The 13,755-nt window shown below is 39.9% G+C and carries 14 protein-coding genes; 12 read left to right on the top strand and 2 right to left on the bottom strand.

The features are described from left to right. Window positions 1-23 precede the first annotated feature (23 nt). From grpE to mtaB, 6 genes are all read left to right on the top strand, one after another. Entirely contained in the window at window positions 24-638 is a 615-nt protein-coding gene (grpE, locus tag JN080_RS02750) for a nucleotide exchange factor GrpE (RefSeq protein ID WP_305473649.1), read from the top strand. Between the two features lie 33 nt (window positions 639-671). After that, the gene (gene dnaK / locus JN080_RS02745; protein ID WP_256234373.1) at window positions 672-2,504 is read left to right on the top strand and encodes a molecular chaperone DnaK; all 1,833 of its coding nucleotides are present in this window, start codon (window positions 672-674) and stop codon (window positions 2,502-2,504) included. Between the two features lie 196 nt (window positions 2,505-2,700). After that, the gene (gene dnaJ, locus JN080_RS02740) at window positions 2,701-3,831 is read left to right on the top strand and encodes a molecular chaperone DnaJ (protein WP_256234372.1); all 1,131 of its coding nucleotides are present in this window, start codon (window positions 2,701-2,703) and stop codon (window positions 3,829-3,831) included. 18 nt (window positions 3,832-3,849) lie between these two features. Then, a complete protein-coding gene (gene prmA / locus JN080_RS02735; protein ID WP_256234371.1) occupies window positions 3,850-4,791 on the top strand; it encodes a 50S ribosomal protein L11 methyltransferase in 942 nt (313 codons plus the stop codon). A 107-nt stretch (window positions 4,792-4,898) separates the two neighbouring features. Beyond that, complete coding sequence (locus JN080_RS02730) at window positions 4,899-5,648, top strand: 16S rRNA (uracil(1498)-N(3))-methyltransferase (protein WP_256234370.1); 750 nt, start codon at window positions 4,899-4,901, stop codon at window positions 5,646-5,648. A 5-nt stretch (window positions 5,649-5,653) separates the two neighbouring features. Next, window positions 5,654-7,003: a tRNA (N(6)-L-threonylcarbamoyladenosine(37)-C(2))-methylthiotransferase MtaB gene (gene mtaB, locus JN080_RS02725; protein ID WP_256234369.1), complete on the top strand. Its 1,350-nt coding sequence runs from the start codon at window positions 5,654-5,656 to the stop codon at window positions 7,001-7,003. A 94-nt stretch (window positions 7,004-7,097) separates the two neighbouring features. On the opposite strand, the gene JN080_RS02720 is transcribed toward mtaB, so the two are convergent. Beyond that, window positions 7,098-8,015, bottom strand: coding sequence for a Na/Pi symporter (locus tag JN080_RS02720; protein WP_256234368.1), 918 nt, complete (start codon window positions 8,013-8,015; stop codon window positions 7,098-7,100). Between the two features lie 230 nt (window positions 8,016-8,245). On the opposite strand from JN080_RS02720, the gene rpsU reads away from it, so the two are divergent. The 5 genes from rpsU to JN080_RS02695 all read left to right on the top strand — a co-directional run bounded on the left by rpsU (window position 8,246) and on the right by JN080_RS02695 (window position 11,105). Then, on the top strand, window positions 8,246-8,419 hold the full coding sequence (rpsU, locus tag JN080_RS02715; RefSeq protein WP_026572407.1) for a 30S ribosomal protein S21: 174 nt from the start codon (window positions 8,246-8,248) through the stop codon (window positions 8,417-8,419). 15 nt (window positions 8,420-8,434) lie between these two features. Continuing rightward, window positions 8,435-8,881, top strand: a complete 447-nt coding sequence (locus tag JN080_RS02710; protein ID WP_256234367.1) for a GatB/YqeY domain-containing protein — start codon at window positions 8,435-8,437, stop codon at window positions 8,879-8,881. A 140-nt stretch (window positions 8,882-9,021) separates the two neighbouring features. Next, a complete protein-coding gene (locus JN080_RS02705; RefSeq protein ID WP_256234366.1) occupies window positions 9,022-9,669 on the top strand; it encodes an NfeD family protein in 648 nt (215 codons plus the stop codon). A gap of 15 nt (window positions 9,670-9,684) precedes the next feature. Then, window positions 9,685-10,671, top strand: a complete 987-nt coding sequence (gene floA / locus JN080_RS02700; protein WP_256234365.1) for a flotillin-like protein FloA — start codon at window positions 9,685-9,687, stop codon at window positions 10,669-10,671. Window positions 10,672-10,700: 29 nt separating this feature from the next. Beyond that, entirely contained in the window at window positions 10,701-11,105 is a 405-nt protein-coding gene (locus JN080_RS02695; RefSeq protein WP_256234364.1) for a hypothetical protein, read from the top strand. 248 nt (window positions 11,106-11,353) lie between these two features. Here the strand turns inward: JN080_RS02695 and JN080_RS02690 are convergent, their stop codons facing one another. Next, window positions 11,354-11,956: a recombinase family protein gene (locus JN080_RS02690; protein ID WP_256234363.1), complete on the bottom strand. Its 603-nt coding sequence runs from the start codon at window positions 11,954-11,956 to the stop codon at window positions 11,354-11,356. A 978-nt stretch (window positions 11,957-12,934) separates the two neighbouring features. Between JN080_RS02690 and JN080_RS02685 the strand changes: the two genes are divergently transcribed. Further along, entirely contained in the window at window positions 12,935-13,564 is a 630-nt protein-coding gene (locus JN080_RS02685) for a cysteine hydrolase family protein (RefSeq protein ID WP_256234362.1), read from the top strand. Window positions 13,565-13,755: the final 191 nt, after the last annotated feature.

Here is a 13,755-nt window from a genome sequence, read left to right as displayed (position 1 = left end):
AACCTTTAAGGGAGGTGAGTAAGTTGACAGTTGATAAAAACAATACAATTGACGATGAAAAATTAACAGAACAAAATAATGAAAATGTTGAACTTACCGAGGATAAAACAGTAGAAACCATATTCGCCGAAGAAAAGGAAAACACGGTTCAATCTGAAGAGGCAGGTTCCGATCAAATTCAATTACTACAAGAAAAAAATAATGAACTTGAAAAGAAAGTAGCAGAATTTGAAAACCGCTACCTAAGACTTCAAGCCGATTTTGACAATTTCCGCCGACGTTCAAGATTAGAAGCAGAGGCGAGCGAAAAATATAGAGCCCAAAAGTTGATTGTAGATATCTTGCCTGCAGTTGATAACTTTGAGCGGGCACTAATCATGGAAGTAGATAATGAACAAGCAAAATCATTAAAGCAAGGAATGGAGATGGTCTACCGCGGTTTGGTAGATGCATTAACAAAAGAAGGTTTACTGCCAATTGAAGCGGTAGGTAAAGAGTTTGATCCACATCTACATCAAGCTGTTATGCAGGGAAATGATGAGCAGTTTGGGTCGAATGTTGTCATTGAAGAATTCCAAAAAGGTTATTTGTTAAAGGACAAAGTCATTCGTCCATCAATGGTAAAAGTAAATCAATAATATTTACATATTGAAAATTGGGAGGAAAAGGTTATGAGTAAAATTATTGGTATTGACCTTGGAACAACGAACTCATGTGTTTCTGTTCTAGAAGGCGGGGAACCAAAAGTAATTCCAAATCCAGAAGGAAATCGGACAACACCATCAGTTGTTGCTTTTAAAAATGGGGAACGTCAAGTTGGGGAAGTGGCCAAACGTCAGGCAATCACAAACCCAAATACAATTATTTCGATCAAGCGCCATATGGGAACTGCGCACAAAGTGGAGGCTGAAGGCAAAGAATATACTCCACAAGAAATCTCTGCGATCATTTTGCAGTACTTGAAGTCATATGCAGAAGATTATTTAGGAGAGCCCGTAACAAAAGCAGTTATAACAGTTCCAGCATACTTCAACGACGCCCAGCGTCAAGCTACGAAGGATGCAGGGAAAATTGCCGGTTTAGAAGTTGAACGAATTATCAATGAACCAACTGCTGCTGCTCTTGCATACGGCCTTGATAAAACAGATCAGGACCAAACCATTCTTGTCTATGACCTTGGTGGTGGTACATTTGACGTATCCATACTAGAACTTGGCGATGGCGTTTTTGAAGTAAAAGCTACTGCCGGGGATAACCGCTTGGGTGGGGATGATTTCGACCAGGCTATTATTGACTACCTTGTCAGCGAATTTAAAAAGGAAAATGGAATTGATCTTGCACAAGATAAAATGGCAGGTCAGCGGTTAAAAGATGCTGCAGAAAAAGCCAAAAAGGATCTTTCAGGTGTAGCTACAACCCAAATTTCTTTACCATTTATTACAGCTGGGGCAGCAGGCCCACTTCACCTTGAAGTAACATTATCAAGAGCGAAATTTGATGAACTAACTGCAAATCTTGTTGAACGGACGATGGGTCCTACTCGTCAGGCTTTAAGCGATGCTGGTTTATCCTCAGCTGAACTCGATAAAGTTATTCTTGTAGGGGGATCAACTCGTATCCCAGCAGTTCAAGAAGCAATTAAAAAAGCAACAGGTAAAGAACCACATCGTGGTGTTAACCCTGATGAAGTAGTTGCGATGGGAGCTGCCATCCAAGGTGGTGTCATTACTGGTGATGTAAAAGATGTAGTCTTACTAGACGTAACACCACTTTCACTAGGAATTGAAACAATGGGCGGTGTATTCACAAGATTGATTGATCGCAATACAACGATTCCAACCTCTAAATCACAAGTATTCTCAACAGCAGCAGATAGTCAAACAGCTGTTGATATCCACGTTCTTCAAGGGGAGCGTCCGATGGCAGCAGATAACAAAACACTTGGCCGTTTCCAATTATCGGATATTCCACCAGCACCGCGTGGAATTCCACAAATTGAAGTAACGTTCGATATTGATAAAAATGGTATCGTTAATGTTCGTGCAAAAGACCTTGGCACAAATAAGGAACAGCAAATTACAATTAAATCTTCCACAGGTCTTTCTGATGAAGAAATTCAAAAAATGGTCAGAGAAGCGGAAGAGAATGCCGAGGCAGACAAAAAACGTAAGGAAGAAGTTGAGCTTCGCAATGAAGCAGACCAGCTTGTTTTCCAAACTGAAAAAACATTGAAGGATCTTGAAGGAAAAGTGGATGCTTCAGAGGTTGCTAAAGCAAATGAAGCTAAGGATGCTCTTAAAGCTGCAATTGAGAAAAATGAGCTTGAAGAAATACGCTCCAAAAAAGAAGCTTTACAGGAAATCGTCCAAAATTTATCAGTTAAGCTTTATGAAGAAGCAGCTAAACAAGCTCAAGCACAACAGGGAGCACAGGGTCAAGGAACTGAAGGCAAAGACGACAATGTTGTTGATGCGGAATTTGAAGAAGTAAAAGACGACAAATAATCATCGAAACAGCTTGGGAAAAAGTCAAAGTCATGGGCTTTGACTTTTTTTCATCATTTGGATTAAAAGTGCAATGGCTTTATTCATTTACGATTCGACAAATTTCTATATAGAGAAACATCCATAAAAAAATTGCATGTTTTATCGAGTGGATGTTACAATAATTTTTATGTGACAGATTCGGGAGTGGTAATCAATGAGTAAGCGGGATTACTATGAGGTGCTTGGTGTAAGTAAAAGCGCTTCTAAGGATGAAATCAAAAAAGCTTATCGAAAGCTTTCAAAAAAGTTTCATCCAGATATTAATAAAGAGCCTGATGCGGCTGAAAAGTTCAAAGAGGTAAAAGAAGCATATGAAATATTAAGTGATGACCAAAAAAGGGCACATTACGATCAGTTTGGCCATACGGATCCAAACCAAGGTTTCGGCGGCGGTGGAGATTTTGGTGGTTTTGGCGGCTTTGAAGATATCTTCAATACCTTTTTTGGCGGCGGCGGTGGTGGTTCGAGAAGACGGGATCCAAATGCGCCAAGGCAAGGTGCAGATCTTCAATACACGATGACCATTTCTTTTGAAGAGGCGGCCTTCGGTAAAGAAACCGATATTGAGATACCAAGAGAAGAGACCTGTGATACATGCCACGGTTCAGGAGCTAAACCAGGAACAAAGCCTGAAACCTGCGAACACTGTCATGGGACAGGTCAACTAAATGTAGAACAAAATACACCGTTTGGAAAAATTGTAAATCGTCGTGTATGTCATTACTGTAATGGGACAGGAAAAGAAATTAAACAAAAATGTTCGACTTGCGGTGGCAAGGGAAAAGTGAAAAAGCGCCGGAAGATTCATGTGAAAATTCCAGCTGGGATTGATGATGGTCAGCAGCTAAGAATGGCTGGTCAAGGGGAAGCCGGAACAAATGGAGGCCCATCAGGAGACTTATATGTTGTTTTCCATGTACGTGAGCATGAGTTTTTCGAACGAGATGGCGATGACATTTATTGTGAAATGCCGATTACTTTTGTACAGGCAGCATTAGGGGATGAAATTGAGGTCCCAACCCTACATGGAAAAGTGAAGTTGAAGGTTCCTGCGGGTACCCAAACAGGAACAAAATTCCGTTTAAAAGGAAAAGGCGTTCCAAACGTTCGTGGATACGGTGTAGGTGATCAACATATCCTTGTACGGATTTTAACGCCTACAAAGCTTACTGATAAACAAAAGCAACTATTAAAGGAGTTTTCTGACGTAAGTGGTTCTGTCCCCCTTGGAGAACATGAAAAAAGCTTTTTCTCGAAAGTAAAAAGAGCCTTTAAAGGTGAGTAAGGATTGGAGTTGGTAGAAATGAAATGGTCTGAAATCAGCATTCATACAACAAATGAGGCGGTTGAACCAATTTCAAATATATTACACGAAGCAGGAGCGAGCGGTGTAGTAATAGAAGATCCTTTTGAGTTAACGAAAGAAAGAGAAGATCAATTTGGGGAAATCTACCAACTTAATCCGGATGATTACCCCGAAGAAGGGGTTATCGTTAAAGCGTACTTACCTGTTAACAGTTTTTTAGGCGAGACGGTCGAGGCTATTAAAGATTCGATTAATAATTTGATCATTTATAATATCGATATTGGAATTAATAAAGTAACCATCAGCGAAGTACATGAAGAAGAGTGGGCAACTGCTTGGAAAAAATATTATCATCCTGTAAAGATTTCTGAAAGGTTCACGATTGTCCCAACATGGGAGGAATACAGTCCAGTCAGCAGCGATGAACTGATTATCGAATTAGACCCTGGAATGGCTTTTGGTACGGGTACTCATCCAACAACTGTAATGTGTATACAGGCACTTGAAAGAACGGTTAAGAGCGATGATAAAGTCATTGACGTTGGTACCGGTTCTGGTGTGCTAAGCATTGCAGCAGCCATGCTTGGTGCTGAACAAATAAGGGCATTTGACTTAGATGAAGTTGCGGTAAAATCTGCACGACTAAATATCAAGTTAAATAAAGTGAATGATCGTGTAACAGTTTCACAAAATAATTTACTAGATGGTGTAGAAGATCAAGCAGCCGATGTTGTGGTTGCAAACATTCTTGCTGAGGTAATTCTCAGATTTACAGAGGATGTTGCCCGGGTGGTCAATCCGGGTGGGCATTTTATTGCCTCCGGTATTATTCAGCCGAAAAAAGATCAGGTTAAAGATGCATTGATCCAAGCTGGATTTGAAATCGAAGAGTCGATTGTCATGGAAGATTGGGTTGCACTTATTGCCAAGAAAAAATAACTTTCTAAGTGATGCTGGGGGCTGGTAACGGCCTCCTTTTAAAATGGAAAATTTATTAGTACAATTAGAAAACGGGAAGTAATTTGTTTTTAGAGAGGGTGCTTTGTTTGCAGCGCTACTTTGTGAAAAAGTTGGCAAATAATCATCGGTTTTTTATTGAGGAAGAAGACTGCCATCATATTGTCAAGGTCATGAGGATGCAAGTAGGCGACCAGATCATTTGTGTAAACTTACAGGGACAAACAGCTGTCTGTGAAATTGCAGAAATTACCGATGAATATGTTGCTGCAGACGTTGTACAATGGAAGGAAGAAACTTCAGAACTACCTATTTTTGTGACCATTGCCAGCGGGCTTCCAAAAGGAGACAAGCTTGAATGGGTTATCCAAAAAGGAACTGAACTTGGTGCACATGAATTTGTCCCGTTTTCTGCTGCCAGGTCGATTGTAAAATGGGATGAAAAAAAGGCAGCTAAAAAGGTTGAAAGGTGGCAGAAAATTGCCAAAGAGGCAGCTGAACAATCACATCGGTCTTTTTGTCCTGAAGTTGTCCGTCCCATTGACTTTAATAGACTACTTCAATTGAGTAAAAAGTATGATTATAAATTAGCAGCATATGAAGAGGCAAGCAGAAATGGGGAAATATCCACTTTCGCTTCGACTCTTAAAAAAGTAAAAAAAGGTGAATCTCTATTATTATTATTTGGACCTGAAGGGGGACTTTCACCAGAGGAGATCAAGCTGTTAAAGGAATCTGGCTTCGATCTTTGTGGATTAGGTCCACGCATTTTAAGGACGGAAACTGCTCCATTATATACACTTGCAGCGATTTCCTATCATTTTGAATTATTGGGGTGAGTTATATGCCAACAGTGGCATTTCATACACTTGGATGCAAAGTGAATCATTATGAAACTGAAGCAATCTGGCAATTGTTTAAACAAGAAGGCTATGACAGGGTTGAGTTTGAATCAACCTCCGATGTCTATATTATTAATACATGTACAGTAACAAATACTGGAGATAAGAAAAGCCGCCAGACTATTCGCCGTGCAGTCAGGAAAAATCCTGATGCGGTTATATGTGTTACTGGCTGCTATGCGCAAACATCTCCAGCCGAAATAATGGCGATTCCAGGCGTAGATATTGTTGTTGGGACACAGGATCGGGTCAAGATGCTTGATTATATCGAACAATTCAAACAAGAACGTCAGCCAATCAATGGTGTTCATAATATCATGAAAAACAGGGTGTATGAAGAACTTGACGTACCTACTTTTACAGACAGAACTCGAGCATCTTTAAAAATACAGGAAGGCTGCAATAACTTTTGCACTTTTTGTATTATTCCTTGGGCGCGCGGTTTAATGAGATCACGTGATCCTAAAGAAGTTATTCACCAAGCCCAACAGCTCGTAGATGCCGGCTATAAAGAAATCGTGTTAACAGGTATCCATACAGGCGGTTACGGGGAAGACATGAAGGATTATAATCTTGCAATGCTATTAAGGGATTTAGAAAAAGAAGTAAAAGGATTGAAGCGGCTGCGGATTTCATCAATTGAAGCTAGTCAAATCACAGATGAGGTAATTGAGGTCATTAATGATTCGAATATTATTGTTCGTCATTTGCATATACCAATCCAATCTGGTTCAAATTCCGTCTTGAAAAGAATGCGCCGGAAATATACGATGGAATTCTTTGGAGAAAGATTAGACCGCTTGAAAGAGGTTTTACCAGGGCTTGCGGTTACGTCAGATGTAATTGTCGGATTCCCGGGAGAAACAGAAGAGGAATTTATGGAAACCTATAATTTTATTAAAGCCCATAAATTTTCTGAACTTCACGTCTTCCCGTATTCGAAACGTACTGGGACCCCTGCAGCTAGGATGGAGGACCAGGTCGATGAGGAAGTAAAGAATGAGCGGGTCCATCGCTTAATTACCCTTTCAGACCAGCTTGCCAAGGAATATGCTTCCCAGTTTGAAGGGGAAGTGCTTGAGGTGATCCCAGAAGCTCATTATAATGAGGGTCGCGCAAACGGCTTATATGAAGGCTTTTCTGATAATTATCTGCGGGTCCTACTCCCTGCAAATGATGAGATGATTGGAAAAATTGTAAAAGTTAAGTTGACCAAAGCAGGTTATCCTTTTAATGAAGGGGAATTTGTAAAGGTTGTCGACGATGAAATAGAAGCAAAGGCAGCTATGTAGAAAAAAATTAACATAGATAACTGTCTAATTCAAGCGCCCGTTTAGCGACGTACACTAGTCGCTAAACGGGCGCTTTTTCTTTTCTAATTGTCTATTATTTGTGCAAAAATAAGATCATTTTCCCAAACCGAGTAGCAAATGGAAGGAAGATGAGAGAAGTAACAACATTAAAAATCACACTAATATGAGCCAACTGAACATCTTTATGATTTGCAATTTGCGGTGCAAGGGCAGTCAGGGTCGGAATAAGTGGAATAAATAGCAGTACACCAATAACATTGAGCCAAACATGGGCGTAAGCGGCAAGCTTTGCTTCCTGACCTCCGCCAATCGAAGCAATAATCGCAGTAATGCATGTTCCGATATTTGCCCCAAGCATAATTGCTATGCCGGCATCAAGCTTCAAAAGACCCGCAGTTAAAAATCCCATTGCAATTCCAGTCATGGCTGTACTAGATTGGATAATGGTTGTCATAACAGCACCTGTTAAAATGCTCATGAATATACTGTCATTCAGCGATAATAATGACCTATGAATAAATGGCAGTGATGTAAGCGGTTGTGCTAGAAATTCAAATCCTTTCATGGCAGTAAACACTGAGGCAATACCCAAAATAAGCATGCCAATACTTCGGACTTTTTTGTTATGAATGCAGAGGAGGACAGCACCAATGATGGCCAACGGGGGTATGGCTGCATCAATATCAAACGTAATTAACTCTGTTTTAAAGGTGGTTCCAATATTGGTCCCAAGGATAATTCCGATTGATTGCGGAAAGGTCATGATTCGAGCGGAAATCAATCCAATTGTAATTACCATGACCGCTGTACTGCTTTGTAAAAGGGCCGTAATAAACGTACCGGTCAGCATCCCTTTAAATGGTGTATTCGTCAGTTTAATAAGCCATGTTTTCAGCTTATCTGCTGATATGTTGAATAATCCAATTCGAATAATATTCATTCCAAAAATAAATAATAAAATGCAAAAAATAAATAATAATAAAAACAGCATGTCTCAGCCCTCCTCATCCATTCTATGGCTGGAAACTGAGGGACATGCATAAAGAAGGTAGAAATAAATAGTTCATTCGATCTGTTTTTTGTCAGTTACCTTAGAATATAAATTGGTAAAATGAGCTTTAATGAGATGAAATACAGTTGACCTTGTTTCAAGGTTATATTATAATTGCAAGGTACATGGATTCATGTTAGTGTGTTGTGTTTCGGAGGGAGGGAAAGAGAATGTCTAAAACCGTCGTTCGTAAAAACGAATCGCTTGAAGATGCTCTTCGTCGCTTCAAACGTACAGTATCTAAAACTGGTACTTTGCAAGAAGCTAGAAAGCGCGAATTCTACGAAAAACCTAGTGTAAGACGTAAGAAGAAGTCTGAAGCAGCAAGAAAACGTAAGTTTTAAGAGAGGGTGTACTAAGTGAGTCTTCTCGAGCGTTTAAATAATGATATGAAACAAGCGATGAAAAACAAGGAAAAAGACAAACTCTCAGTTATTCGGATGATTAAAGCGTCTGTGCAAAACGAAGCAATAAAGCTTGGCAAGCACGATTTATCCGAAGAAGAAGAGTTGACGGTCCTTTCTCGCGAATTAAAACAACGCAAAGATTCCCTCCATGAATTTGAAAAAGCAGGTCGTGAAGATCTTGTTGAAAAGACACGTACAGAATTAACCTTTGTTGAGCTGTACACGCCGAAACAGCTTTCGGAAGATGAGCTGTCCGAAATTGTCAAGGAAACAATTTCTGAAATCGGTGCAAATTCAAAAGCAGAGATGGGAAAAGTGATGGCTGCGATTATGCCAAAAGTAAAAGGTAAAGCAGATGGATCACTTGTAAATAAACTTGTACAACAACACCTTTCATAAAATACCGATACGAGGCCGCAAGCGTAATGCTTGCGGTCTTTTCCGTTTTTCATAAATGATAAAACAAATAATGAAACTTTAGTCTAATACAAACCGTATAGAGTATGATTAACTAAAAGCTTGTAGAAGGGAGGATGTAAATGGCAGGGGTGTTACTAAATCCCATTTTTATCACTTTGCTGTTAACGGTTGCAGGAGTAGGAATTGTACTTGAGCTTTTTTCTGCTAAGTTCGGATTTTTGGGATTTATCAGCTTGGTTGCATTAATTATCTTCTTCTATGGACATTTTCAGGCGGGTTTTGCTGATCATGGAACAATTGCTTTATTTGTCATTGGTATTATCCTTATATTTCTCGAACTTTTTCTCCCGGGGGCGATCTCTGGTACGCTTGGCGTGGCATTGTTACTAACCAGTCTTTTCTTAGCGGGGGAAAACAGTCTACAGATGGGTATTTCATTGATAATTGCTCTATCTATTTCGGTGTTGGTATTCTTTTTAATGGTAAAGGTATTTAATAAAAAAGTTATCTTGTTTAATCGGATGATTCTATTTGATTCCGCCAGAAAAGAGGATGGCTATGTTTCGAATCGTAATCGTACTGATCTCTTAGGGGTTGAGGGCATAACCTTAACTAACCTTCGCCCTGCTGGAACAGTTATTATTAATGAAGAACGGATTGACGCTGTTAGTGAGGGAGACTTTATCCCTAAAAATACAAAAGTGAAGGTCGTAAAGGCGGAGGGTGCACGTATAGTAGTCAGAGAGAGAAAGGTAAGAAAATTGTGATTGGAGGAGCATTTGATGACAAATGGGACGATTTTTGTAATAGCTATTATCATTGTAGCCCTAATCTTTTTGACGGTGTTATTATCTTTTGTGCCTGTTATGTTATGGATCTCGGCCCTTGCAGCTGGTGTTCATGTAAGTATTTTTACGCTTGTAGGAATGCGGCTTCGCCGTGTTACACCAAGTCGTGTTATTAACCCGCTAATTAAAGCGCACAAAGCAGGCTTGAATGTTACAACCAATCAGCTGGAAAGTCACTATTTAGCAGGAGGTAATGTCGATCGGGTTGTAAATGCTTTGATTGCTGCACATCGGGCAAATATCTCATTATCCTTCGAAAGATGCGCAGCAATTGACCTTGCCGGGCGTGACGTATTGGAAGCAGTCCAAATGAGTGTTAATCCAAAGGTAATCGAAACGCCGTTTATTGCTGGTGTAGCGATGAATGGGATTGAGGTAAAAGCAAAGGCAAGAATTACGGTTAGAGCCAATATTGAACGTCTTGTTGGCGGTGCAGGTGAGGAAACTGTCGTGGCCCGTGTTGGTGAAGGCGTTGTAAGCACGATCGGCTCAGCTGAAAGTCACAGTAAGGTTTTGGAGAATCCTGATTTGATATCGCAAACTGTCTTATCAAAGGGGTTGGATGCAGGGACTGCGTTTGAAATTCTTTCGATTGATATTGCAGATGTCGATATCGGAAAAAATATTGGAGCTGAACTGCAAACAGAACAAGCAGAAGCAGACAAGAAAATTGCACAGGCAAAGGCGGAAGAACGTCGTGCTATGGCTGTTGCACTTGAACAAGAAATGAAGGCTCGTGTTCAGGAAATGCGAGCTAAAGTAGTTGAATCGGAAGCAACTGTACCGCTTGCGATGGCAGAAGCCTTGAAAACTGGGAATATCGGGGTAATGGACTACATGAACATTAAAAATATTTCAGCTGATACTGACATGAGGGGATCGATCGGAAAAATGACGGGCGACAAGAAAGACGGACAATAGGGATAGAGCTTTGAAGGGAGGCAAAGGTTATGGAGACGATACTTATAGCGATTATCGTAGGCGTCATCTCAGCCATTTATACTCAATCAAAGAAAAAAGGTAAAGAGTCAGGGGCAGGTCGGCCTTTTTTCTCGAATTGGCTGAGGTCTCAGGAAAAAGTGAAAAGTCAAAGAGCAAGCACGGCTGGTAAACACGCCTCCCCTGTTCAGCAACGATCCATTCAGTCCCATCAGAGGGCAGGGAGGAGTGCCTCCTTGAACAGCACCTCTCAGGATAAAGACGTGTTGCAGAGGGGGATTGAATTTTTAGAGATTGAGGACCAATTGTATCCAATCGAAGCTCCTGAACAAAAAACGTTAGTTAACGCCATCATTTGGTCAGAAGTTCTTGGTCCGCCGCGCTCGAAGAGCCCCCATTTTACAAGAAAAGGATAAAAAAGACAGCGATTGAAAATAAAAGGCTATTGAAAAATATGTGCTAGAACGTCCTTTGATCTCATAAATATGAAGTTTTTTATAGAAGGTTATTGAATTACTTGATTTGATTCGGCATCTTTAGATTTCTGGGATGCGGAGATGAGGTAGCCTACCCCATTTCCCGCTCATCACCCCCGAGAAAACGTTAAAAATACGCCCCCATATCATCAACAAAAGAAAAGAGACTCCTTTGTTTGGGAGTCTCTTTAGCTTGCTTCATATTCCTTAACCTTGCGATAGAAGGTAGCCTTAGTCATATTTGATTTCTTCATTGCTTCAACTGCAGTGATAACTCCCGCTTTCCATTGGTTATAAGCCTGTTCAAATTCAGATGTAATAGATGTTTTAGGTCTTCCTAGGTGTTTTCCCTGTGCCTTTGCTGAAGCTATGCCTTCAGCTTGACGAGTCTTAATCTTAGTTCTCTCTTCTTCAGCAACCCATGATAACACTTGTAGTACCAAATCTGCTACAAAAGAACCGATTGAATCATTGTATTTCCGTGTATCCAATAATGGCATATCAATCACAACAATATGTGCTTTGATGTTTTGGGTGATATCTTTCCACTCGTTTAGAATCATCTCTTTGTTACGACCAAGCCTATCTAAGGAATGAATGTATAATGTATCACCTTTACGCAAACGCATTTTCAAAGCTTGGTATTGAGGTCTATTGAAGTCTTTACCACTTTTCTTATCAATATGAATATCCCGCTCATCGATTCCAAGGGCATACATACTATCTAGTTGCCTTGCTTCATTTTGGTCTTTACTGCTTACTCGTACATATCCGAATTCTTTGTTGTCCATGATTAATTCCACCTTGTTATTTGATACTATTATCATACATAAAGTGTATCATAGGGTCAATACTATTTTTGATACGTTCCAAAAATCAAATTGATACCATGTGAGACTATCTAAACTCTTTTTCTATCGTTTCGAAAAATGCGTTGCAAAAAGTATCCTTTTGAAACTATCCTCATGTCCGTTTAGAGACAATATACGTCTCCAAACGGTACGACCTTATCGAAACACTAGCTGTAACTCATGGATACACCAGTGCTAACGGATATCATTGTCGAACTTAAACAGATTTTTACTACTTGATTTACCCCTTTAATGCACTAAATCATAGCATTTATTTGTTTCGTGTCGAATATTTACCAAATGTTAGTTTGTGAATGAGTGTGGTTTCTGAATCATCAAGACTTGACCTATTTAGCAATAGGCAATTTACCTAGCATGCGTGCTTATTGGAAAATGAGAAAATGAGACGCATATCGTCTCAAATTGGTTTATAGAGATTAATGAAGAACATCACCAACACCATTTTCGCTGTAGGCTTACAGAATACCCTCAGATTCAATCATGACGAAGATGAAAGTGGAAATGGATAAAAGGGGAGGGAGGACAGCACGAAACACCACACAAGCCATTCTGAGCGTCTATGAACGTCTAATGAAGACGTGCTTTTGACTCACTACACTAACCTGCCACTTTAGCACAACACAAAAAAGCGTTCCTGCCTTGTTACAGAAACGCCCCCGTTAGCTTAACAAGTACCTTCTGGAAACATTCGTCAAAGTTGCACACTAATTTTCTATAACAAAGTGAACTAAACAAACTACAAATACATATAGATGCCTATAGAGTTTTTAATGACTATGTACTTGTTCGATGCGGCTGTCGTGTCAATGCTGAACTTTTTAAAAAACAACTTCTCTATCTTTCCTGAACAGGTAACAAACATTTCCGCAAGCTTATGCTGCGAGGGAGGTAAGTAATTTGCCGTTTAAACCACATCCCAATAATACTGCCATTGTAATCACAGACCCACAAAATGACTTTATGAGTCCTGGGGGAAGAGGCTATCATCTGACTAAAGGAACTATTGAACGAAACAATACCATACAAAAACTTGAACTATTAATGAGAACTGCCATCAATAAGGGATACCAACTTTTCATATCGCCCCATTATTTATACCCTCATGATTATGGCTGGCAATTTACAGGAAATGAACAAAAGATGCTATTAGGTCTTAGAATGTATCAAGTGGCAAATGCGTACACACCACCGTCATTTGGAGCTGATTTTGTTCATTCTTTCAAACCTTATATTTTTGATAAAAGAACCGTCATTGCAACTCCTCACAAGGTTGCCAGCCCACAAACAAATGACTTGGAATATCAGTTACGACAACATAGAAAAGAGAAGATAATTATTGCAGGGGTGCTTTCCAACGTTTGTGTAGAGTCCCATATGAGGCATCTAATCGAAACTGGTTTTGAAACAGCTGTTGTATACGATGCCACCGCAACAATTAGTGAAGAGGATTTTCAAGCTGCCGTTACCAATTATAAAGCATTTGCCAGTGCTACTTGGACGACACAGGAGGCTATTTCAAACTTATAAATCATTCCCCAATTGGTAATTTCCTATACAACTTGTCTGAACTGTCCCCAAGTGGTTACTTGGTCAGAATAAGAGCTTGGAATAACGGATGAATTTAGATAGCACACCCCCCTCCAATCTGTTCGGAGGGGGCTATTCTTGCTTGGCACAAACATAAAAGAGCCATTTCCATTCTTCAACTAAACTGCCAC

It is taken from the genome of Bacillus sp. EB600 (assembly GCF_024494385.1).
Taxonomy (GTDB): domain Bacteria; phylum Bacillota; class Bacilli; order Bacillales; family Cytobacillaceae; genus JAEVLT01.
Note: the sequence above shows the minus strand (reverse complement) of the source record. Positions and strands in the feature narration are given on the sequence as shown.